The organism is Neorhizobium galegae (assembly GCF_017877135.1).
GTDB lineage: Bacteria > Pseudomonadota > Alphaproteobacteria > Rhizobiales > Rhizobiaceae > Neorhizobium > Neorhizobium galegae_A.
Genome location: NZ_JAGIPH010000004.1, coordinates 156,191 through 170,637 on the forward strand (window position 1 = coordinate 156,191; position 14,447 = coordinate 170,637).

At 61.9% G+C, this 14,447-nt stretch carries 14 protein-coding genes; 8 read left to right on the forward strand and 6 right to left on the reverse strand.

All coding sequences use genetic code 11. The features are described from left to right. Positions 1-54 precede the first annotated feature (54 nt). Positions 55-1,071, forward strand: a complete 1,017-nt coding sequence (locus J2858_RS13665; protein WP_210105362.1) for a glycosyltransferase family 2 protein — start codon at positions 55-57, stop codon at positions 1,069-1,071. Positions 1,072-1,121: 50 nt separating this feature from the next. Here the strand turns inward: J2858_RS13665 and J2858_RS13670 are convergent, their stop codons facing one another. Both J2858_RS13670 and J2858_RS13675 read right to left on the reverse strand, forming a co-directional pair. Further along, on the reverse strand, positions 1,122-2,093 hold the full coding sequence (locus J2858_RS13670; protein ID WP_210105363.1) for a polysaccharide pyruvyl transferase family protein: 972 nt from the start codon (positions 2,091-2,093) through the stop codon (positions 1,122-1,124). 46 nt (positions 2,094-2,139) lie between these two features. Continuing rightward, positions 2,140-3,105 (reverse strand): glycosyltransferase family 2 protein, encoded by a 966-nt coding sequence (locus J2858_RS13675; RefSeq protein WP_210105364.1) that lies wholly within the window; start codon positions 3,103-3,105, stop codon positions 2,140-2,142. Between the two features lie 681 nt (positions 3,106-3,786). On the opposite strand from J2858_RS13675, the gene J2858_RS13680 reads away from it, so the two are divergent. The 7 genes from J2858_RS13680 to J2858_RS13710 all read left to right on the forward strand — a co-directional run bounded on the left by J2858_RS13680 (position 3,787) and on the right by J2858_RS13710 (position 12,309). Next, positions 3,787-4,926, forward strand: coding sequence for an acyltransferase family protein (locus tag J2858_RS13680; RefSeq protein WP_245366056.1), 1,140 nt, complete (start codon positions 3,787-3,789; stop codon positions 4,924-4,926). A gap of 3 nt (positions 4,927-4,929) precedes the next feature. Further along, on the forward strand, positions 4,930-5,718 hold the full coding sequence (locus J2858_RS13685; RefSeq protein ID WP_210105365.1) for a glycoside hydrolase family 16 protein: 789 nt from the start codon (positions 4,930-4,932) through the stop codon (positions 5,716-5,718). Positions 5,719-5,786: 68 nt separating this feature from the next. Beyond that, complete coding sequence (locus J2858_RS13690; RefSeq protein ID WP_348635489.1) at positions 5,787-6,989, forward strand: glycosyltransferase; 1,203 nt, start codon at positions 5,787-5,789, stop codon at positions 6,987-6,989. After that, positions 6,989-7,987: a glycosyltransferase family 2 protein gene (locus J2858_RS13695; RefSeq protein ID WP_245366146.1), complete on the forward strand. Its 999-nt coding sequence runs from the start codon at positions 6,989-6,991 to the stop codon at positions 7,985-7,987. Before J2858_RS13690 ends, J2858_RS13695 begins: the two co-directional genes overlap by 1 nt. After that, the gene (locus J2858_RS13700; protein ID WP_210105366.1) at positions 7,984-8,919 is read left to right on the forward strand and encodes a glycosyltransferase family 2 protein; all 936 of its coding nucleotides are present in this window, start codon (positions 7,984-7,986) and stop codon (positions 8,917-8,919) included. The genes J2858_RS13695 and J2858_RS13700 overlap by 4 nt, the downstream gene beginning before the upstream one ends. Continuing rightward, positions 8,916-9,911: a glycosyltransferase family 2 protein gene (locus J2858_RS13705; protein ID WP_210105367.1), complete on the forward strand. Its 996-nt coding sequence runs from the start codon at positions 8,916-8,918 to the stop codon at positions 9,909-9,911. The genes J2858_RS13700 and J2858_RS13705 overlap by 4 nt, the downstream gene beginning before the upstream one ends. A 40-nt stretch (positions 9,912-9,951) precedes the next feature. Then, positions 9,952-12,309: a Wzz/FepE/Etk N-terminal domain-containing protein gene (locus J2858_RS13710; RefSeq protein WP_210105368.1), complete on the forward strand. Its 2,358-nt coding sequence runs from the start codon at positions 9,952-9,954 to the stop codon at positions 12,307-12,309. 15 nt (positions 12,310-12,324) lie between these two features. On the opposite strand, the gene J2858_RS13715 is transcribed toward J2858_RS13710, so the two are convergent. The 4 genes from J2858_RS13715 to cyoC form a co-directional block, all read right to left on the reverse strand. Beyond that, positions 12,325-12,501 carry a hypothetical protein gene (locus tag J2858_RS13715; RefSeq protein ID WP_210105369.1) on the reverse strand — a complete coding sequence of 59 codons (177 nt, stop codon included), beginning with the start codon at positions 12,499-12,501 and terminating at the stop codon, positions 12,325-12,327. 125 nt (positions 12,502-12,626) lie between these two features. Beyond that, positions 12,627-13,361 (reverse strand): SURF1 family protein, encoded by a 735-nt coding sequence (locus J2858_RS13720; RefSeq protein ID WP_210105370.1) that lies wholly within the window; start codon positions 13,359-13,361, stop codon positions 12,627-12,629. 54 nt (positions 13,362-13,415) lie between these two features. Further along, a complete protein-coding gene (cyoD, locus tag J2858_RS13725; RefSeq protein ID WP_210105371.1) occupies positions 13,416-13,823 on the reverse strand; it encodes a cytochrome o ubiquinol oxidase subunit IV in 408 nt (135 codons plus the stop codon). Next, entirely contained in the window at positions 13,820-14,443 is a 624-nt protein-coding gene (gene cyoC, locus J2858_RS13730) for a cytochrome o ubiquinol oxidase subunit III (protein ID WP_210105372.1), read from the reverse strand. The genes cyoD and cyoC overlap by 4 nt, the downstream gene beginning before the upstream one ends. Positions 14,444-14,447 lie beyond the last annotated feature (4 nt).

The following is a 14,447-nucleotide window of genomic DNA, read 5'->3' on the forward strand; positions in this document are numbered from 1 at the left end:
TCTGGCAAATATCCTAGGTTCGTGTTCGAGCGATCGACCGAAACGGAGACTGCCATGACCGTCAATGCCCCTGAAAAGGTGTGCGTCATCATCGCGGCCAAGGATGCCGCTGATACGATTTCAAAGGCCATCGCCTCGGCCCTCAGGGAGGAGGCCGTCGGCGAAGTGGTGGTGGTGGATGATGGCTCGTCGGATGGAACGGACGCTGCGGCACTGGCTGCCGACGATGGCAGTGGCCGTCTGGTCGTTGCGCGTTTTGAAAAGAACCGCGGCCCATCCGCGGCCCGCAACCACGCCATCGACATCTCGACATCGCCGCTGATTGCCATTCTGGATGCGGATGATTTCTTCTTTCCCGGGCGGTTTGCCGCCATGCAGGCGGAAAGCGGCTGGGATCTCATTGCCGACAATATCGGCTTCATTCACCATGACCCGGCGCTTGCTATCGAGCCCGAGCGTTTCCAGGCGCGAACACGCCAGTTGTCGCTCATCGATTTTGTCGAGGGCAACATTTCCAAGCGCGGCGTCCGGCGCGGCGAGATCGGCTTCCTGAAGCCGGTCATCCGGCGCGCCTTCATGCTGGCCCATGGCCTGCGCTACGACGAGGATCTGCGGCTTGGCGAGGATTACGATCTTTACCTGCGAGCGCTCGCCCACGGCGCCCGCTACAAGGTGATCGACCATTGCGGCTATGGTGCCGTGGTGCGGGCAAATTCGCTAAGCGGTGCACACCGCACCGATGACCTGCGCCGGCTCTACGAGGCCGAGCGCAGGCTTCGCCAGACGCCCGGTCTCCTGAAGCCCGAAGAGGCGCGAATGGTTGAGCGCCATGAGCGTCATATCAAGGCGCGCTATGACCTTCGCCATATCCTCGACGTGAAGGCGCGAGAGGGCAAGGGGGCGGCCATCCGGCATCTGCTCTCGCATCCGGCCTCTGCGCCGGCGGTGTTGTCCGGCGTTCTTGCCGACAAGTGGGAGGCGCATGCCGGCAAGGGACGGCAGAGCCAGCCGCCGGTGCCGGCGGGCAAGCTGCGCTATCTTCTCCCGGGCGTGCCTGTCGCCCAGCGCTGAGGCGGTAAGGCCACGCTGCCGGTGAGGGCAGGGTGGCCATGATCCGTCAGTTACGCCAGCAGGTAATCGCGCCGCACGCCGTCCAGAACCTCGGCAAAGCGTGCCTTGCGTTCCTCAAGTCTGCCATCGGGGGATAGCTGCGGTTCCGCCCGGCTTGCCTGCCACAGGGCAAGTGTTGACGGTGCCGCCAGCATCTGCTTGGCAGCGTTGCGCAGCATGGTTTTGGGGCTCGGCGAGGCCGCCGATTGCGGCTTTTCCAGCGTTGCAGTCTCGGCGGCAGCCGAAATTGTCGTGGCTCCGGCAGACTGAGCGCTATCAGGGAATTTCAGTCCCCAGAAGCGCGATTGCTTCTGCACCGCTTCGGCCCGGGTCGATACCGGTACATAGCGCGGCGCATAGGTCGCCCCCACCGTTTCTGCCCAGTCGGTCCACTTGAAGCTGTTGATGGATCGCGAGGTGCTGACAGCAATCCACGGCACGCGAAACGCATCGGCAAGGATGGCGCCATGCATGGATTCCGCCACGATCAGCTCCGACTGCGCAATTTTCGAGATCACGTCCTTGGCTTCGCCGCGCGGATCGAGATAGGTGAGGCCCGCCGGCTCACAGACATTCTGCCAGATGCCGAATTCCGCCGATTCCCAGTGCGGGATGAAGGTTTTCTTGAACCGCTTCGGCAGGTTCTGGAATTCCGGCATGTCTGTCACCATGACCGCCGGATCGATAATGCCCATGTCCGGGGCAAGGCCGAGCTTTGCAGCCGTCAGCGGCCCGCGTACGCAGCGCACATCCCATTCGGCCGGGTTGCTGACGTCCGGCGGCGTGCCGTAACCATAACCGCTGCCGATGACCAGCTTGCGCACGCCCGTCGGCAGAAGGACCGGGTTCAAGACAGTGCCGACGCCGACCAGCAGCGTATCCGGATGGCTGTCGCGCAGGCCCGGCAGCAGGTAGTCCCACAGCCAGAGGTTCAGGTCATCACCGAAATTGCCGTGATGGGATTCCCAGAAGTAAGGCTTCATAGTGCGGTCCTCGGGGTCCGTTGGGGAGAAAGGAGAAGGCGGGCCATCAGCGGGCGCCCTTCAGTTTGCCGGTGCCAAGTTCCAGCACTGTTCTGATCAGGGCCGGATCGCGCCAGGCCCAGCGGGCAAGCGTTGAAAGATCCGGCACCTTGCGCTTGCGCACCAGTCCGGCCTGGCTCCACAGCGCCTGCCGGCGCGCGGTGTTCTTGTAGGAGGCAATCGATGCCACATCGTTGGGGCGCCGTGCAAAGCGCTGCTCCAGCCGGTCGAGCGCGACCCAGGTGTTGAACTGCTGACGCAGGAACTGTGGCGACTGGTTGTCGATGCTGTGAAAGATGTTGATGCCCCGGCCGCGTCCGGCACCGGCGTCGTCGCAGAGGACCGGGCGTTTGGCCGCCAGAATGCAGTCGCAGAAGAACAGAACGTCTTCGGCCGCCAGCCGCAGCGCCGGATCGAACCGCACCGTCTCGAAGATCTGCCGGCCGATGACCATGCAGGACAGGTGCAGAAAGCTCCAGTTCTTCAGCATCGTGCTGGCGAGATCCGGCACTTCCAGCACCAGCGGATTTTCCATGACCGGCTGCGCGCCGGCCTCCTCGCGAAGCTTGGCCATGCCGAAGTGGTAATAAAAATCCTCGTCCGCCTGCATCGAGGCCCAATAGCAATCGGCGTCCAGGCCCGTCAGCGCCTTGTGCGCGTTCTCCAGATGCGTCGGCAGCCAGATGTCATCGGAATCCAGAAACGCGGCATAGCGGGTATCTGCGGCAATGTTGTCGAGCCCGGTGTTGCGTGCACCGCCCGGCCCGCCATTCGGCTGCTTGATCAGCGTGATCCGCGCTCGCTCATCCGCGCTCAGACCCTCCAGTTCCCGTTCGCCCGGATAGGGGGATTCGTCATCGACCACGATGATATCGAAATCCGCATAGGTCTGCGCAAATATGGACCGCAAGGCGCGCATCAGCACGCCTGCCTCTTTCTGGTAGAACGGAATGATAACCGTGAACGTCGCCATGAAGTGCCCTGCTTTCAAAAGACATGAAGCCGCCCGGCTGTCGCCAGACTGCTTCGGTGAGCGGCAGTTCCTACGGGTGCCCCTGGCCACGACGGCCTTTGGTGGGAGCACTCGCCTGATGCATCAAGCTCTTCCCGTGCGTGGTCGGTGCGCGGAAAGCTTTTAGTTTCGAGGGGAAATTTGTCCGTTTTTTGCACTGCGGCAAGAGGCAGGCACACGAAGGCGATTTTCCCGTCGATCCGTCGCCTTAATATGTTTCATTTTCACGCATACGTGTCAATTTCGAACGGTAATGTGCTGCAAAGATGCCGTTGCCGCCGTTTCGTAGCATTTCTGCCGTATTTCCGCCGTAATTTGCGGTGGTTTTTAAGCGTCAGAGGCGGCATTCCGTCTCTCTGTCGGAATTATTCCGACGCCGGTGTCGAGAAATGGAACAGGGTCTATGGTGTGCCAGCCTGGAAAATTATCCTTTGATTCCAAGCATTCTGCCGCTGCACATCCGGACTGTCGAATGGGGAACGGCCTGATCTCCAGCTGTCGGAGGTCGCGCCCATCTTGAGTTTTTGTTGCACTGCCACATTTTCCCCAACACTGAACAGCATGCTTTGGCTTCGAGGGCCGACGTCTGCTCTGGTTGAAATTCGGTTGCGGGGGAGGCGCAACCCAAGAGGGGTCAACGATATGCCTGTGGACCAGAACATATCCTCCCGCATCAACCTGATGCGCATTCTCCTGATCAGCGGCATCGTGTTCGTGCACGTGCCGTATGATCTCGACGCAAGTCCGTTCATTGAGCCGAACGGTTTTTTTGACTGGGTGCGTGTCTTCCTGGGCGAGAGCCTGTTTCGCATCGGCGTTCCGTGCCTGAGCGCGATCTCCGGCTATCTCCTTTTCCATAAGGGCCTGGAGACATTCGACTATCGCCGTACGCTCCTGTCAAAGAGCCGCACGGTTCTCTTGCCTTTTCTTCTGTGGAACTTTGCGGCTCTGCTCTTCGTGCTGCTCATCCAGCATTTCGGCATGGGGATCGGTTATTTTCCGGACCTGTGGGGATCCTCGTTCGGCGAGTGGCTCAACCACACGCTGGCGTTCAACGATTTTCCGGTCAATCTCCCGCTCTATTTCCTGCGCGACCTGATGGTGTGCATCCTGATTTCGCCGATCCTCGCCTTTCTCGTCCGCCGCGTGCCGACGGCGGTGCTCGGCGTGCTGTTTCTGGTGGCGGTCTTTCCGGCACTCACTTCGGGTATCGTCCTGAAGCAGTCGATTCTCTTCAGTTTCACACTGGGGATATTTTTTGCGCTCTATCGCGTCGATCTTAAACGTCTGGATCCCTATGCGCTGCCCATTGCGGCGCTGGTGCTGGCGCTTGCGGCGGTTCTGGCACTTGGCCTTTTCAACACCGGGCCGGACTATCCCGACACGCTGAACATTCTGCGTAATACGCTCGCAATCCTCGGCGCCGTCGGCTTTTGGGTGATCTCCGCACCGCTTGTTCGCACGCGGCTTGGACAGCGGATGGCCAATTCCGGCAGCCTGAGTTTCTGGACATTCTGCGCCCATTATCCGCTGCTGGTGCTGTTGTGGATGGTCTGGAACCGCCACGCCGATGCGGCGCTCTATCCGGTTTTTTACATCGTCTCCGTCCTCATCACCTTTACCGCCCTTATCATCAGCAACCGTCTGGCCCTGCGGTACGTCCCGGGCCTGTACGAGGTTCTGACCGGCAGCAGGGGCCGTCGCAGGATCTCGTCCAGCCCTTCGAGGCAGGTCGAGACGCTTGGGAGCGGCCGCGCTGCGGCCACGCAACAACAGAGGTAAAGCATGTCCCCTTTCGCACACATCCGGCAGATGATCGTTCCACAGGCGCTTGCGGCCCTGGTGATGTTCGCCGCCCCGGCGGCCATGGCGCAGACGACCGGCGCTTCTTTCGTCGAGAATTTCGACAAGCTCGATTCGACCTTCTGGTATCTGTCCGATGGCTGGAACAATGGTGCTCACCAGAACTGCACCTGGTCGAAGGATGCCGTTACCGTCGCAAACGGCCAGTTGACGCTCGAGTTTCGCCAGAAGCAGACCGCCGACCGCGCCTATACCTGCGGCGAAATCCAGACGCGCCAGCGCTATGGCTACGGCACCTACGAGATCCGCATGAAGGCAGCGACCGGGTCGGGGCTCAACTCGGCGTTCTTCAGCTATATCGGGCCAACCGACAAGCAGCCGCATGACGAGATCGATTTCGAGGTGCTCGGCAAGAACACCAACGAAGTGCAGGTCAACCAGTATATCTCGGCCAAGGGCGGCAATGAGAAGCTGGTGCCGGTGGCGGGCGGCGCCGACAAGGCGTTCAACACCTATGCCTTCATCTGGGAAAAGAACCGGCTGCGCTATTTTCTGAACGGCAAGCTGGTTCACGAAGTCACCAATCCGGCCAAGATCCCCACCCATCCGCAGAAGATCTTTGCCAGCCTCTGGGGCTCCGACACCTTCAAGGACTGGATGGGCACCTTTGCCTATAACGGCCCGGTTTCCATGCAGGTGGATCGCATCGCCTTCACCGCGCTCGGCGAGAAATGCAAGTTCGAGGGCTCGGTCCTCTGCACGTTGAACTGAGCCGCGGTCGCGGCTTTGCCACCATGGTTTGCGCCTTCGTTCAGGGCAGGAAGTAGGAGTTGGACGACGTGACGTTGAACGTTCTTTATCTCGCCCACGATCTGTCCGATCCGGCGATCCGCAGACGGGTGATCATGCTGAATGCCGGCGGCGCGACGGTGACCGTCGCCGGCTTTCTGCGCGATGAAAACCGCCTGGCCGACGAACCGGGAATTCGTCTTGTCGTGCTGGGCCGGACGGCCGATGGTCGCCTTGGTCAGCGTATGGCAGCCGTCGTCAAGGCGCGCCTGTCGCTGTCGCACCTGTTGCGGGGGCTTGACCGGCCGGATGTGATCCTGGCCCGCAATCTGGAGACCCTGGCGCTGGCCGGTGCCACATCCGGCCATTTCGGCAAGGATGTGCCGGTGGTCTACGAGTGCCTCGATATTCATCGCCTGCTTCTCGATGAAGGGGTGAAGGGCAGGCTTCTTCGCGCAGCCGAAGGCTTTTTCGGGCGCAGTGCTTCGCTTCTGGTCACCAGTTCGCCCGCCTTCGTCGCCCATTATTTCAAGCCGCTGTCGCGTCTCGACCTGCCGGTCATGCTTCTCGAAAACCAGGTTCTGGAGCTTTCGCCACAGGGCGGTACCGCGCCTGCTGCGCCGCGCCCGCCACTTGCCAATGCGCCCTGGCGCATCGGCTGGTTCGGTGCCATCCGCTGCAGGAAATCCTTCGATATCCTCAGCCGTTTTGCCTCCGCCATGAACGGCCGCGTCGAAATCGTCATTCGCGGCCGGGTCTCGCCGAAGGAATTTCCCGATTTCGAGGCGCGCGTCGCAGCGTCCCCGTATGTTTCCTTTCACGGCACCTATCGCAATCCCGAGGACCTGCAGGACATTTACAGCGATGTCCAGTTCGTCTGGGCCATCGACTTTTTCGAGGAGGGGCTGAACTCGGAATGGCTGCTACCCAACCGGCTCTATGAAGGCGCGCTGCACGGCGCTGTGCCGATTGCGCTGTCTTCCACCGAAACCGGGCGGTTTCTTGCCCGTCGCGGCCTGGGCCTTCTCTTGGCCGCCGCTGATCCCGCAGCGCTGGAAGCCTGTTTCAATGCGCTGACGGTCTCGCAATACAACAGCCTGTTCGAGAAGTTGGCCGCAACCGATCGCCAACAGTGGATCACCAGCGAGGCGGATTGCCAGGCGCTGGTGCGCCAGCTCGGTCTTCTGTGCGCCAAGGCGCCACCGCCCGCAGCTCTCTCCCTGTCGTCGCCCCTGCAATCGGAAGGATCATGATGTCTGAGCCCGTCCTGCCCGAGATGAAAGCCCTGGTGGTGATTCCCTGTCTCAACGAGGCAGCCCATATAGAGCCGCTGCTGCGCCAGCTGAATGCCGGGCGCGGCAATCATGACATGCTGATCGTGGTCGCCGACGGCGGCAGCACCGATGGCACGCGCGCCATCGTGTCGCGTCTGACCGAGGAGATGGACGATCTGGTGCTGCTGACCAATCCCCGCCGCATCCAGAGCGTGGCGGTCAATCTGGCGGTCGCAGAATATGGAAACGGGCGCGATTATCTGATCCGCGTCGATGCCCACGGCGATTATCCCCTCGATTACTGCCGGACCCTGTTGCAAGAGGCGGTTGATACAGGGGCCGATTCGATCGTTGTCGGCATGAAGACGGTCGGTTTCGGATCCTTCCAAAAGGCAACCGCCGTGGCGCAGAATTCCAAGCTTGGCAATGGCGGCTCGAAACACCGTGCCGGCAGCGCCGGCCACTGGATCGACCATGGCCATCACGCGCTGATGCGCATCGCGGCATTTCGCGCCGTCGGCGGCTACGACGAGAGCTTCACCCATAACGAGGATGCGGAGCTGGATTTTCGTCTGCGCAAGGCCGGTTTTCGCATCTGGATGACCGGGCGAACCTTCATGACCTATTATCCCCGCACGCGTCCGCTTGCCCTTTTCCGTCAGTATCTTGGCTATGGGCGGGGCAGGGCGCGCAATCTGTTGAAGCATCGTTCGATCCCGAAACTGCGCCAGGCCCTGCCATTGGCCGTGATGCCGGTTGCGCTGCTTGCGCTTCTGTCCGTCGTGCATTGGCTGGCCGCCGTGCCGCTTTTCGCCTGGGCGGGTGTCTGCATCGCCTATGGTCTCTGGATCGCGGTCTCGCAGCGCAGTCCCCACGGTCCGCTGGCGGCGGTGTCGGCCATGATCATGCATCTCGCCTGGTCCATCGGCTTCTGGCTTGAAGTTTTGCGCATTCGACCCGGAAGGGCTGCCGCATGAGAGACGATCGCGATCAATCCCTCGTTCATGTCGATATCGGCATCTGCACCTTCCGCCGGCCGGAGCTTGAGGAGACCTTGCTGTCGCTGTTTGCGCTGATCGTTCCGGCGGGCACTCGCGTTCGCCTGATCGTCGCCGACAATGACGCGACACCGAGTGCCGAAGAGCTGGTCGAGAGCCTGCGCCGCCGCTCGCCCTTCGACATCCAGTATGTCCACTGCCCGAAGTCCAATATCTCGATTGCTCGCAACGCCTGCCTGCACGCAAGCCATGGCGATTACCTCGCCTTCATCGATGACGACGAAACGGCCGACCCGCAATGGTTGGGCGAGCTTCTGGCGACCGCTTCGGCAACCACTGCCGATGCCGTGCTGGGGCCGGTCCGCGCGCTCTACGGCGAGGGCGCTCCGGGCTGGATGAAGAGCGGCGATTTCCATTCGACGCTGCCCGTCTGGGTCGGCGGTTCCATCCGCACGGGCTATACCTGCAATGTCCTTCTCGACATGCGCTCGCCGCGCGTGCGCGGGCGCCGCTTCGCGCTGGCGCTCGGTCAGAGCGGGGGGGAGGACACCCATTTCTTCAGCGGCGTCACCGACGACGGCGGCCTCATCGCCTTTGCGGAAAAGGCCATGCTGGTTGAACCTGTGCCACCCAAGCGGGCGCAGCTCGGCTGGCTGATGAAACGTCGGTTCCGGTCCGGCCAGACGCATGGTCGCATCCTTGCCGCGAAAACTTCGCTTGCCGGCCGTATGGTCCAGGCGGGGCTCGCCGGTCTCAAAGCGGCATTTTGCGGTGGCGCTGCCGTCGTTTCGTTCTTTTCGCCCGTGGCGCGAAACCGCTATGCGCTGCGCGCCATGCTGCATCTGGGCGCCATCAGCGGCCTCTTCGGCATGCGCGAAATCCGCCAGTATGGTTCGATGGAGGCTGCATGACAGACGAAGGCCTGAAGAGCGACCACGTGCTGCCCGAGAGCATCCCGGATGTGAGCTTTGTCATTGCCGCCTATAATGCGCGCGAAACCATCGGGCGGGCAATCGACAGCGCGCTTGCCCAGGTGGGCGTCTCGGTCGAGGTCATCGTCGTCGATGACTGCTCGAGCGACGGCACGGCGGAACTGGTGCGCTATTATGGCGATCCGCGCGTGCGGCTGATCGAAATGGTGCGCAATGGCGGCCCGGCCGGAGCCCGCAACACGGGGTTTACGGCGGCCAGTGGCCGGTGGATTGCGGTTCTCGATTCCGACGACGAGGTCAAGAATGACCGATCGGCAGCAATGATTGCCTGCGCAAGCCGCCTGGAAGCGGAGATCGTCGTCGATAATCTCGACGTGGTGAAACCGGGCGAGCCGGCCGTGACCATGTTTACGCAACGCGATCTGCAGCATCGCCCCTCGCTGACGCTTGCCGAATTCATCGAATCCAACGTCATCTTCCGGTCCACTTTCAATTTCGGCTACATGAAGCCGATGTTTCTGCGGGATTTTCTTGTGCGCACCGGTTTGCGCTTCGACGAGCGCCTGCGCATCGGCGAGGATTATCTGCTGCTGGCCTCGGCGCTCGCAAGCGGCGGTCGCTGCGCGGTCGAACCGAGTGTCGGCTATGTCTACCATATCCGCGAGGGCTCGATCTCGCGGGTGCTCGAGCCGCAGCATGTCCGCGCCATGATCGATGCGGACAAGGGTTTTGTCGAAGCCTATGCGCTGGATGCCAAGGCGCGACGGGCACAGGAACGCCGCAGCCGCAGCCTCATTGAAGCGGGCGCTTTTCTGTCGCTGGTGTCGCACATCAAGCACCGCTCGCTCCCCGGTTGCCTGAAGGTCGCCATTGCCCATCCCGGCGCCCTGCGCCATCTCAAAATGCCGATTGCGGCGCGTCTGCGCCGTCTCATCGGTTCCGCCACACGTCCTGCCAAGGCGTCATCCTGATTATCTCCCTCGCGTCGAGGGACGCCAAAGGATCTTTCTGATGGACCATATCAACCTTCGTTCGACGACGTTTCCGAGCGTAAACCGGGATCAGGATTCGTTTATCGATCTGGACCGGCTGTTTTCCGCGCTGATGCGGCGGATACGGCTGATCGGCCTCTGCGTTCTGGCCGCCATGGTGCTGGCCGGGCTTTATCTCCTGATGACGCCGCCGGCCTATACGGCGATGACGCAGATCCTCATCGACGAGAACCTGTCGCGCTATGCCGAAAACGAAACCGACGTCCAGTCGGCCCAGCAGATCGACAACCGCATGTCGAGCGCGGTGGAAATCCTGAAGTCGAAGGCGCTTGCGCTGCGGGTCGCCGACGATCTGAAGCTTGCCGACAATGCGCTGTTTCTCGATCCGCCGGAATCGCCGATCGGACTTGTGAAGGGCAGCGTCAAGAGCATCGTCGGATTGCTGAAACCGTCGGATCCGCCAGTGTCGGAAGAGGCGGCGCGCAATGGCCGGCGCGAAAAGGCCTCTGCCATCCTGCAGCAATCGCTCGACGTCAACCGCGTCGGGCGCAGTTCGGTCATTGCCATTGCGGTGCAGTCACCGCAGCCGCTGTTGTCGACGCAGCTCGCCAAGGCCTATGCCGCCGCCTACCTGACCGAACAGCTGAGCGCCAATTTCAATGCCACCGAGCGCGCTTCCGACTGGTTGCAGGAGCGGCTGACCGATCTCAATCGCCGCTCGCAGGATGCGGCGCTGGCGGTTGAGGAATACAAGATCAAGAACGGGCTCATTTCGCCGCGCGGCGAACTTCTGTCGGCCCAGCAACTCTCCGACCTCACCAGCCAGTTGATCGTCGCGCAGGCCGACACGGCAACCGCCTCGGCGCGCTTTAACCAGTACAAGGCGATTGTCGATCAGGGCCCGGAGGCAGCGGTGAACAACGCCATCGTCTCCTCCACGGACGGCGGAAATTCGGTCATCCAGGATCTTCGCAAACGCTACCAGTCGGCATCGGAGCGCCAGCGCACCGTCGAGGAACAGTTCGGCCCGGATCACCCGCAGGCAAAGCTGCTCGCCACCCAGAAGGCCGATATTGCCCAGCAGATCTTCCGCGAATTGCAACAGATGACATCGGGCTTCCGCAACGACTATGAAGTGGCAAGCTCGCGTGAAAAATCGCTGCGCGACAGCATCGACCGTCTGGCCGGCAGCAATTCGCAGGCCAATGTCTCGGTCGTGCAACTGCGTGAACTGGAGCAGAAGGCGGCTTCGCTGAAGGCGATGTACCAGACCTATCTCGACCGTTTCGAGCAGGCAACGCAGCAGCAGTCCTTCCCGATTGCCAAGGCTCGGGTGATTTCGGAGGCGGGCGTTCCGACAGCACCGTCCAGCCCGAAAAAGACCATCACCATGGCTTTGTCCGTCGTGCTTGGCCTTTTCGTCGGCGGCGGTCTTGCAACGGCGCTCGAATTGAAGGAGCGGTCGTTCCGGCTCGGCCAGGATGTGCGAAGCCGGCTCGGTCTGCGGTTCCTCGGTTATATCCCGCTTCTGCGCTCGCAAAAGGTAAAGGCGCGCGAAGCCGAGGCCGCCAAGGCGCGCAAGAGCGGGGGCAAGGTCGCGGAACAGGTCGATGATCAGGCGCTGGCCGAAGATGCCGCCCGCTTTGCCAAGAAACTCACCCGGGTGGCCGTGGATCATCCGCGCTCGGCCTTTGCCGAAACATTGCGCAATGCCAAGCTTGCCTGCGATGTCGCCCTGCCCAGCCGCGAATGCCGGGTGATCGCTGTCGTCTCAGCCCTGTCGGGGGAGGGGAAGTCCACGGTTGCTGCAAACCTTGCCAGCATGCTGGGCGCCATGAACAAGCGCACCCTGCTTCTGGACGCGGACCCGACGGCCGGCGGATCGAGCATTGTTCTCGACACCGAGCCGGAAAGCGGCCTTCTGGAAGTGTTGCGCGGCGATGCACCGTGGACGAGCGCCATCACCATTGATGCGAAGGCCAACCTTGCTGTTCTGCCGATTGCTTCCAAGCACAATGCCCTGCCGCATACCAGCGAACTGCTCGCATCGCCTGAAATGGGCAGGCTGATGGAAACGGTCAGCAGCCGCTTCGAATATATCGTCGTCGATCTCGCGCCGCTGGTGCCGACCATCGATGCCAAGGCATTTTCACCCTATGTCGATGCCTATATCTTCGTGGCCGAATGGGGGGAAACGCCAGTGAAGCTGGTGGAAAGCCTTCTGGAAGCCGAGCCGGGTATCGCCTCGAAGACTGCTGGCGTGATCCTGAACAAGACGGATATGGACGAACTGGCAAAATATTCCGATGCCGGGGCGCCGGAGCGTTTTCGCGCCCGCGGCATGGCCTATCATCCGGACGAGCCTGTGGCGCTCTGACGCTTTGCGGTGCCGTCACTGGCTCCCAGCGATGGCACCGTAAAACACGATGAACAGATAGAGACTGAAGGCCCCAATCGCGAAAATGATGAAGAATGTCACGATGCCGCCGCCGGCACGGCGCTTGCGGCGTTGCGTGGGCAGGCTGTCTTCCGGCTGTGCGATGGGGTCGTTGTCTGGTGTCTTGGTCATTGATGGTCGCCTCATGTGTCGATGAGGTAACCGGTGAGCGCAGGCGTAGTTCCGCAGAAAACGTCACATTCGCACCGCTGCCCCCCATGCTTGAAAACCACGCCAAGCCGCGAGTTGCCGCTGCTCTACGTCTGCTTCCCGCGCTGGCGCATGAGGTAGACGACGGCTGCGATCGACATGGCGGCAAGCGCATACCAGGTGAGGGCATAGACGAGATGGCTGTTGCGGAAGGAAACGACCGTCAGCCCCCCGACAGGCAGCCCGCCCGGATTTTCCGTGGCATCCGCATCGATGAAATAGGGCGCAACCTCTCCAAGACCGCGTGAGGCCGCAATGGCCGCCACGTCCCGCGAGTACCAGCGATCGGCAGCCGGATCATTGGTGCGCAGAAAGCCGCCGCCGGGCTCGGGCAGCCGCAGCAGGCCCGTCACGGCAACGTCGCCGGCGATTTCGCCCGCCTGCCGGGCAGCAGCGTCCCGTCTCTCCATCGGCACGAAGCCGCGATTGATGAGAACCGTGCCGCGATCCGTCGTCACGAGCGGTGTCAGCACCCAGAAGCCGGCGCCCCGTTCCGTCACGGCCTGCACCAGCGCTTGTTTGTCATGCAGGAAGGTGCCGTGGATGGTTACGCGGCGATATTCGTCGGCCGCCTGGTTGATCAGGGGCCATTGGGCGGGCAGGGGGGCGGGGACGGCGTCCGCATGAATGCGGGCATCGACGCGGGCAATCAGGTCGAGCTTCCAGAACAGCCGCTGCACCTGCCAGGTGCCGAGCGCCAGAAAAACAAGCACGAGGCCCGCCATCACACAGGCGAAGGCGGTATAGCGCTTGCCGGGGTGGGGGCGGGCCTCTGTATCCATTCAACAGGTATCCTTGCGCGGGCTGGGACATCGCTGCCGCCAGCCCGAACGCCGTTACGGCATGTTTTTCATCATTTCCGGGTTCATCGGCATCATGTTGGTGTTCAGATGGTGCATGACCCAGAGCGAACCGGAGAGCGCGATCACCACGATGACGATGGTGAAGATCATCGCGAGCATGGTCCAGCCACCTTCCGACTTCGAATTCATGTGCAGGAAGTAGACCATGTGGACGACGACCTGGACTGCGGCGAATGCCATAACGATACCGGCCGTCAGCGCCTTGTTGTCGAGCACGTCGGCCATGACCAGCCAGAAGGGGATGGCGGTCAGGATGACCGCCAGGACGAAGCCCGTCATGTAGCTCTTGAAGCTGCCATGGGCGGCTTCGTGCCCGTGGCTATGGCCGTGATGCGTATTGTGCGCGCTTTCCTGCGCCGGTGCTTGAGGGTGAGAACTCATCCGAGGACTCCGATCAGGTAAACGAGGGAGAAGACGCCGATCCAGATCACGTCGAGGAAGTGCCAGAACATCGACAGGCACATCAGGCGACGACGATTGGCCTCGATCAGGCCGTGCTTTGCCACCTGCACCATCAGCGTCACCAGCCAGATGCTGCCGAAGGTGACGTGCAGACCGTGTGTGCCGACCAGCGTGAAGAAGGCCGAGAGGAACGCAGACCGCTGCGGACCGGCCCCTTCGTGGATCAGGTGGCTGAACTCGTAGAGTTCGATCCCGAGGAAGGCGAGGCCGAACAGGCCAGTGATGGCCAGCCACATCAGCGTGCCGCTCTTGTCGCCCTTTTCCATCCGCAGCATGGCAAAGCCATAGGTGATGGAGGAGAACAGCAGCATGGCGGTGTTGATGGCCACGAGCTGCAGGTCGAACAGGTCGGCCGGTGCGGGGCCGGCCGCATAGTTGCGGCCGAGCACGGCATAGGTGGCAAAGAGGACTGCAAACATCAGGCAGTCGCTCATCAGGTAGATCCAGAAGCCCAGCATGGTGCTGTTTTCCGGATGGTGGTCTTCCGTCAGATAGAACTGCGGGTTCTCTGCCGAAACGGCGGCTTGGTTTTCACTCATGACA